Annotated in this window: 8 protein-coding genes; 4 read left to right on the forward strand and 4 right to left on the reverse strand. The window is 36.5% G+C overall.

The window, feature by feature from the left end; translation table 11 throughout:
• Window positions 1-170 precede the first annotated feature (170 nt).
• Window positions 171-581 carry a peptide-methionine (R)-S-oxide reductase MsrB gene (gene msrB, locus BTO22_RS03975; protein WP_105054371.1) on the forward strand — a complete coding sequence of 137 codons (411 nt, stop codon included), beginning with the start codon at window positions 171-173 and terminating at the stop codon, window positions 579-581.
• 57 nt (window positions 582-638) lie between these two features.
• Here msrB and BTO22_RS03980 read toward each other — a convergent pair whose 3' ends face one another.
• Complete coding sequence (locus BTO22_RS03980) at window positions 639-1,481, reverse strand: DUF2989 domain-containing protein (protein ID WP_105054372.1); 843 nt, start codon at window positions 1,479-1,481, stop codon at window positions 639-641.
• Between the two features lie 118 nt (window positions 1,482-1,599).
• On the opposite strand from BTO22_RS03980, the gene BTO22_RS03985 reads away from it, so the two are divergent.
• Together BTO22_RS03985 and BTO22_RS19915 are read left to right on the forward strand one after the other, a co-directional pair.
• Complete coding sequence (locus BTO22_RS03985; protein WP_181044555.1) at window positions 1,600-1,884, forward strand: YeaC family protein; 285 nt, start codon at window positions 1,600-1,602, stop codon at window positions 1,882-1,884.
• Between the two features lie 137 nt (window positions 1,885-2,021).
• Window positions 2,022-2,171, forward strand: coding sequence for a hypothetical protein (locus BTO22_RS19915; protein ID WP_181044556.1), 150 nt, complete (start codon window positions 2,022-2,024; stop codon window positions 2,169-2,171).
• 23 nt (window positions 2,172-2,194) lie between these two features.
• Here BTO22_RS19915 and BTO22_RS03990 read toward each other — a convergent pair whose 3' ends face one another.
• Window positions 2,195-3,040, reverse strand: coding sequence for an ion transporter (locus BTO22_RS03990; RefSeq protein WP_105054374.1), 846 nt, complete (start codon window positions 3,038-3,040; stop codon window positions 2,195-2,197).
• 584 nt (window positions 3,041-3,624) lie between these two features.
• Between BTO22_RS03990 and adhE the strand changes: the two genes are divergently transcribed.
• On the forward strand, window positions 3,625-6,276 hold the full coding sequence (gene adhE, locus BTO22_RS03995) for a bifunctional acetaldehyde-CoA/alcohol dehydrogenase (protein WP_105054375.1): 2,652 nt from the start codon (window positions 3,625-3,627) through the stop codon (window positions 6,274-6,276).
• A gap of 147 nt (window positions 6,277-6,423) precedes the next feature.
• On the opposite strand, the gene BTO22_RS04000 is transcribed toward adhE, so the two are convergent.
• Window positions 6,424-7,095: an SDR family oxidoreductase gene (locus BTO22_RS04000; protein ID WP_105054376.1), complete on the reverse strand. Its 672-nt coding sequence runs from the start codon at window positions 7,093-7,095 to the stop codon at window positions 6,424-6,426.
• Window positions 7,096-7,314: 219 nt separating this feature from the next.
• Window positions 7,315-7,821: a VC2046/SO_2500 family protein gene (locus tag BTO22_RS04005; RefSeq protein ID WP_105054377.1), complete on the reverse strand. Its 507-nt coding sequence runs from the start codon at window positions 7,819-7,821 to the stop codon at window positions 7,315-7,317.
• Window positions 7,822-7,977 lie beyond the last annotated feature (156 nt).

The following is a 7,977-nucleotide window of genomic DNA, read 5'->3' on the forward strand; positions in this document are numbered from 1 at the left end:
TAGAAAAGTCGGTTATTTAGTGACCTTAATGACATGTTATGAAAAAAAGTTACATAACTATGAATGTCATTTTGCTAGGCTGCTGTAAAATTACTTTAGCAAATTATGTGCTACAAAGGTGATAGTTAGCAAGGTTTAATTTAAATAAGTCTTAAGGGGTAGTATTTCAGATGAATAAATCAAAACCATTTTTAGAACTTACAGAAGTCGATTGGCAGGAACGATTGACGCAAGAAGAGTTCAATATTTGTCGCAAACAAGGAACTGAAGCACCTTTCTCTGGTAAATTATTACACAATAAATCAACCGGTTCTTATGCTTGTACGTGTTGTCAGACGATTTTATTTGAGTCTGATAACAAATATGATTCAGGGTGTGGTTGGCCAAGTTTTGATGCACCAATTAATGATCAAGTTATTCGTTATATTAAAGATACAAGTCATGGAATGGAAAGAATTGAAATCCGATGCTGTCATTGTGATAGTCATTTAGGCCATGTATTTAATGATGGACCTAAAACAACAGGTGAGCGTTTTTGTGTTAATTCGGTCTCTTTACGTTTTGATGGTGAAGCGGAATAATCACTTAAAAAAAAGGAGCGAAACACGCTCCTTTTGTAAATCATAATATAGTCCGCTCTAAATCGTCTTATCTAAATTTGGCAATAATGAAGATCTGAATGTTTGATTATCAATGTTCTCTTTTATTACGTCACTTGTAAGCTTTAATTGTGTCTTTTCGGCATCAGAGAATTGGTATAATAAGTTAAGTTGTTTTTCTGAAGCGACTTTTAGTTTAAATTCTTTACCGACTAACGCCCATACATAAGCAAGTTTTTTATTATTTTCTTTATGATTAATGCTAGCTAATGATTTAATGATGATCGCATGTCGGCCATCCTTGTAGTCTTGCTCTGTTAACAATTCTAATGAATGATTTAAGATTGAGATGGTCTTCTTACCGTCTCTTTGAGTATAGAAAGTTGCAAGTGCATATTGCATCTCGGTCGATTCAAGAGCTTTGCTTCCTTCTAATTGTAAAAACTCGCGTAATGCATTTTTATCACCTGTCGTCCAAAGATAGAAAAGAACTTTAGGCTCTTTAGAATGTTGCAGCTCTAACGATAATGCATCAATAGCATCGTAAGAATGAAGTAATGCTTCGCTGCGCTTAGATTTAATTTCTTTTGCTGTAATAGGCTCAATTTGTGCAGCAGAGGTTAAACAGATTTGATATTCATGGGTCGCCTTAATTGTTTTTAATTTATCTAAATCGCTATTGTTTTTTAATACATCAAATCGACTAAGGATGAGAGAATCACGCTGATAGCGACATTGACCATCACGCATATTTAATTGACTACACTGTAAAGCTTCATGATCTTCACACAACTGTTCGGTTGTTGGTTTTACTCCAAAACAGGCAGATAGTAAGAGGGTACTCAGAGTAAGAAAAGAAAGTCGTTGAATAGTTAAAAACATGATGATCCTATAGATAGAAAAAAGGAAACGTGATCCATTACACCTATTTATCGGCACCTTGTTGACTAACATTAATGAAAAGCTATCGTTTGTGGGCAGTTAATATAGAGAGTGAATAATGGATATTAATAAATTATTAGAATCAATGACACCTGAAGTCTTTGAAAATTTGCAATATGCAGTCGAAACAGGGAAATGGCATAACGGAACTTTACTGTCTGCTGAGCAAAGAAGTACTTGTATGCAAGCGATGATGTTGTATCAATCAAAGCATAATAAAGAGGCACAACATATGACTGTTGCTGAAGGTGGTGAAATTAGTTTTAAATCAAAATCTGAATTAAAAAAACAGTTTACTAAAGGGCAAGAAGATATTGTTCGTGTAAATGTGTCATCTGACTGATTTTATCTTTTTTTGCTTAATATCTCAACAATAAGAATTTTAATGCCACATTGATCCCAAAAAGAATTTATAAAATTGTCGATAAGGGCTTACTCAAGTAGATTATCGGCAGTTTAATAAATTTAAGAAAAACAATAATGAAAAAGACTAAGGGACAAGTCCTGACTAAATTTGCAGCATTTGCTGTTGTATTTGTATTACTTGCTGTTATTGCAGCACCAAAATTTCTTGATAATGGGTCTGAAAATAACATATCGCAAGGGTCATTAACGCTGTATTCAGAATAACAGCGCCAACCACCTAAGTTTGATTAATGTGAGCTTGTATTCACTATTCTTTTATGTGGTTCAGGAAGTTCACTGCCACAATGCTTACAGTGCATAGCATCAGATTCATGCCCACCTTTGACACAGTTCGGACAGCGCACTAAATCTCTGTGCGCATTCATTTCTTGATTTAACTCTGCAGTAATAATACCTGTTGGTACCGCTAAAATTGAATAACCTAGTAACATCGTGAGTGATGCGACTGCTTTTCCTAATGCGGTATGGGGAACAAGATCCCCATAGCCTACAGTTGTTATTGTCACTATTGCCCAATAGATACTTTGTGGAATGCTGCTAAAGCCATTGTCAGGCCCTTCGATTACAAACATCAAAGAACCAAAAACAGTCACTAAAATTGCAACGGTACTAAAGAAAATCAGTATTTTTCTTTTCGCCATCAATAATGATCGTAAAAGAATATTAGAATCTTGCAGATAGCGTACTAGTTTTAGAATTCTAAAAATCCTCATCACACGAAGTAATCGAATAATAGCAATGTAACTTGCGCTTGGGAAAAATAGAGCTAAGTAGGTAGGCAAAATCGCTAGTAAATCAATTACACCATAAAAACTTTTAGCGTAAGAACTTGGTCTTGGAGAGCAATAGAGTCTTAGAAGATATTCCAAAGTAAATATAGCGGTAAAAATATACTCTAAACTCCACAATACATCCCCGTAAACCGCTTTTACTGAGCTGAGCGAATCTAAAACCAACGTAGCTTGAGAGGCAAGGATTAAGATTATCAATGTGATATCGAATCTTTTCCCTCCTTTAGTGTGTGTACCAAAGATAGTGGTATATAAATAATGTTTTATACGTTTTGTTTTCATAGTTATCACTGCATTCCAACCTATTGCTCTTAAATAAGAATAATGAAAAAAAGAGCGTCTCTCCACTATATATTTGTTTTTCAATCTAGATTGGCTCTTATTCATGCATAAAAGAATAATAATAAAGTGATCTAGAGCAAGTTATTTGAAAGATAAAAGATGTGAATTTTATTCTAGTTATACTACTCTTTAGTGGCACGAGTATTTCGCCATAATCTGTCATTTACGACCGCAATTGTGTAACTTTATTACAACTTGTGATTTTGTTAACAATTGAATTGTTAATAGTAATTAGTTTGAATTGGATTGTGATTAGATGTAACTATTTGATCTAAATCATAATTATATTGTGCTACCCGTTAGGGGTAAGTCGAAAGTGGTAAATAAATTCTCATAACTGATCTGAATCAATACTTTTCAAATTGTGAAAGAATATAATCAGTTTTGAAAGCAATTTACTAAGAAGGTAAAGCAAGATAACCAAGACAAATGGTTAAGCTTAACTGCGAACAAGGATGAAAAGCAGAGTCCTTACTAAATAGTTTTTAATGAATTTTATAGTTTTTATTTTTAGGAGAAACAATATGCCTGTAACTAATTTAGCTGAACTTGATGCTCTAGTAGCACGCGTTAAAGCGGCGCAAAAAGAATTTGCGAACTTTCCACAAGAGAAAGTTGATGAAATCTTCCGTGCAGCGTCTCTAGCAGCTTCAACAGCTCGTATTGAACTAGCAAAAATGGCGGCAACTGAGTCTGGCATGGGTATCATGGAAGACAAAGTAATCAAAAACCATTTTGCTTCTGAGTTTATTTACAATAAATACAAAGACGAGCTTACGTGTGGCATCATCGACCGTAACGATGAAGGCGGCACGATCACTATTGCTGAACCTCTAGGTATTGTTTGTGCAATCGTTCCAACGACAAACCCTACTTCAACGGCAATCTTTAAAGCGTTAATTTGTCTTAAAACACGTAACGGTTGTATCTTCTCGCCACACCCACGTGCTAAAAATGCAACTAACTATGCAGCTAAAGTTGTATTAGATGCAGCAATTAAAGCGGGCGCACCAAAAGACATCATTGGTTGGATTGACCAACCATCTGTTGAATTGTCAAATACATTAATGAAACATGACGACATCAATATGATCCTTGCTACTGGCGGCCCTGGCATGGTTAAAGCGGCTTACTCTTCAGGTAAACCAGCAATTGGTGTTGGTGCGGGTAACACACCTGTTGTTATCGACGAAACTGCTGATATCAAACGTGCTGTTTCTTCTATCTTAATGTCTAAAACATTCGATAACGGTGTTATTTGTGCTTCTGAACAAGCGGCAATCGTTGTTGAGTCTATCTACGACGAAGTTAAAGCTCGTTTCGCTAAATACGGCGCGGTTGTTCTAAGCAAAGAAGATGCAAACAAAGTACGTAAAGTTCTGCTTATTGATGGCGCACTTAACGCTAACATCGTTGGCCAACCAGCATACAAAATCGCTGAGTTAGCAAATGTTAAAGTACCAACGTCTACTAAAATTCTTATCGGTGAAGGCCTAGAAGCTTCATGGGATGATGAATTTGCTCATGAAAAACTATCTCCAACGTTAGGTCTATTTAAAGCGAAAGACTTTGAAGATGCAGTTCGTCAAGCAGGAATCGTATTAGACATAGGTGGTGTTGGTCATACTTCAGTACTTTACACAGACCAAGATAATAACGAAGAGCGTATTACGTACTTCGGCGACAAAATGAAAACTGCTCGTATTCTAGTGAATACACCAGCATCTCAAGGTGGTATCGGTGACCTTTACAACTTTGAATTAGCACCTTCACTAACGTTAGGCTGTGGTTCTTGGGGTGGTAATGCTATCTCTGAAAACGTAGGTCCTAAGCACCTTATCAACAAGAAAATTGTAGCTAAGCGAGCAGAAAATATGTTGTGGCATAAACTACCAAAATCTATCTACTTCCGTCGCGGTTGTTTACCAATTGCAATGACAGACCTTGAAGGTAAAAAACGTGCATTAATCGTTACTGACCGTTTCTTATTCAACAACGGTTACATCGATGACCTACGCTCAATCTTAAAAGAGAAAGGCATGGAAGTTGAAGTATTCCATGAAGTAGAAGCGGATCCAACATTAGCAGTAGTTAAAGCCGGTGCTGAAGCATGTGCAAGCTACCAACCTGATGTTATCTTAGCGGTTGGTGGTGGTTCACCAATGGATGCTGCGAAAATCATGTGGGTAATGTACGAGCACCCAGAAACTGATTTCGAAGACCTATCTATGCGCTTTATGGATATCCGTAAACGTATTTACAAGTTCCCTAAAATGGGTCAAAAAGCTGAACTAGTATGTATTACAACGACATCTGGTACAGGTTCTGAAGTTACCCCATTTGCTGTTGTAACTGATGAAAAAACGGGTCAAAAATACCCATTAGCAGATTACGAACTAACGCCAAACATGGCTGTTGTTGATGCTAACCTTGTAATGGATATGCCTAAGTCTTTATGTGCATTTGGTGGTTACGATGCAGTAACTCACGCATTAGAAGCTTATGTTTCTGTTCTTGCAAACGAATACTCAGACGGTCACGCTCTGCAATCACTTAAGATGCTTAAAGAGTACTTACCGAGTTCTTACGCTAACGGTAAGAAAGATCCAATCGCTCGTGAGAAAGTTCACAATGCAGCAACAATCGCTGGTATGTCTTTTGCGCAGTCTTTCCTAGGTGTGTGTCACTCAATGGCGCATAAACTAGGTGCAGAATTCCACATTCCACATGGCCTTGCTAACGCATTATTAATTGCTAACACAGTACGTTTTAATGCGACTAACAACCCAACTAAACAAGCTGCTTTCTCTCAGTACGACCGTCCTAAAGCACGTGCTCGTTACGCTGAAATTGCAGAGCATTTAGGTTACCGTGAAGGTAATACTGAAACAAAAGTTAATGCATTACTTGGTTGGTTAGAAGAGCTTAAAATTGCACTGGATATTCCAATGTCAATTCAAGCGGCTGGCGTTAGCGAAGCTGAATTCATGGCAAAAGTGGATTCAATTGCTGAAGATGCGTTTGATGACCAATGTACTGGTGCTAACCCACGTTACCCATTGATCAAAGAGCTTAAAGAAGTATTAATCGCTTCTTACTATGGTACGGCTTACGCTGACGTAATGGACGCACCAGAAGTGAAAGCAGAAGTAAAAGCGAAAAAAGCAAAGAAATAATTCAATGCTAATAAGCTAAGATATTTTCACTCAGAATCTGAAAATATTGAAATGATAAAAACCACCTTATTCGTAAGGTGGTTTTTTTATGCCTAAAGCTTTATAGAATAAAAGCTGAGAGAAGAGTGTGCAGATAATTATTGGTAATTAGGCTGTAGCTTCGATAATACGACCATTAAAATATTCATTCTGAAGAATATATTCCGTATTTTTTATAAGTTCTTGATTAATAAGGTTTATGTTCGGATATGAAAACTCATTAGAAAGGCGCGGTGCAACTCCTCCAACTCGAATATTAAATGGATTTAATTCTTTAGCCCAGCTTTTGGTTAAACCTGCTAATAATGCTGTTGAATTATCTAAATATTGTTTTTGTGAAGAGTGCTTATGATGGCCTAAATTTATGATCACACCTTCTTTGCAGTGATCTCTCATGTTTTGAGCAGCATATTGACCGTAGGTAAATAGGGTTGCAGCTAATTCGGTTAATTGAAATGGACATTCGTCTTCGTATGGAGCGAGTAAACTCGGTAATGCAACGTCGGTATAATTGTTTATTAACACATCGATCCCGCGACTAAATTCTCTATCAATAGCATGAAATAGATGCTGAATACTCTCTAGAGACTGATCTTTGAGCTGGAAACTAATGACGTTTGAGTTGATTTGACGGCATAAACGATGAGTTTCATTAAGTCCATCATGGTTTGAATCTGCAATAATAAGACATGCGCCAAGAGAGGCAAAATGGTATGCAACGTCTCGACCCATAAAGTTACCAGCCGATGTGATTAGAATAGTTGAATGTTCAATTTGCATAGCATTCCTTCCTTAAAGCAGTTCGTTATTATCATTGGATAAGGTGCTTTAATAATGGGATAGAAATATGATATCTGCTGTGAGCTTGACGAGAAATGCGGATTAATTTGTATTCAATTGTAGGATTTATGCACTAACTCACATAATAATTCTGAATGAGTGAGAGGAGAAGTAGGAATATTGATAACTTTAATTAGAGTTGAAAGAGTAATAGCAGTCTTAAACGTATAGGTTCATTTCTGAATGACGTTTAGCTGTAACTAATTCATTATAAAGGTCTTGTGGAATGGCATTAAAAATTTCATTGCCAGATTCTAATTGACGTCGTTGGTGACCTGATAGGTTATGGTAAATCTCTTCTGGTAAATCACAAGTATCTTGTGGCATATAAGCCATTGCATCAGGTGCTAGGCCATATTGCAATTTAGCACTAGCTAAACCGCCATTATGAAATTGATTTGCTTGTGAAGCGGCGCGAGAGTAGCTTTCTTCATTACTACGCAGTATTTGAGCGTCAGCCAGGTGAAAGCGTTGACGAAGCAGATCTTCGGTTATTTTTTTCTCGTCTATCTTTTCAATAGGTGTATTTTCACGTAAATCATTAGACAGTAAAGACATCATTAGGGCGAAATCGGCACGGCGACCTGCTTCCATAGCATGGTTTAGGTTTGAACCGTATTGAATTTCACTGATTAACTCTGCTTTATCTAAAGTATGTACTTTCATGAATCAATTCCTCTTGATGATAAATACTTATCGGAAAAGAATTGAAAACCTTTAGCTTTTTTAGGAAATTAATTGCCGTTTTTTAAAAATTTTTTAGATGTAGGGCAAAGTGTTACCGCGAAATAAGGAAAATAAAAAAGGCCAGTATAAATACTT

Origin of the sequence: Aliivibrio sifiae (assembly GCF_002954705.1) — a bacterium.
Classification (GTDB): domain Bacteria; phylum Pseudomonadota; class Gammaproteobacteria; order Enterobacterales; family Vibrionaceae; genus Aliivibrio; species Aliivibrio sifiae_A.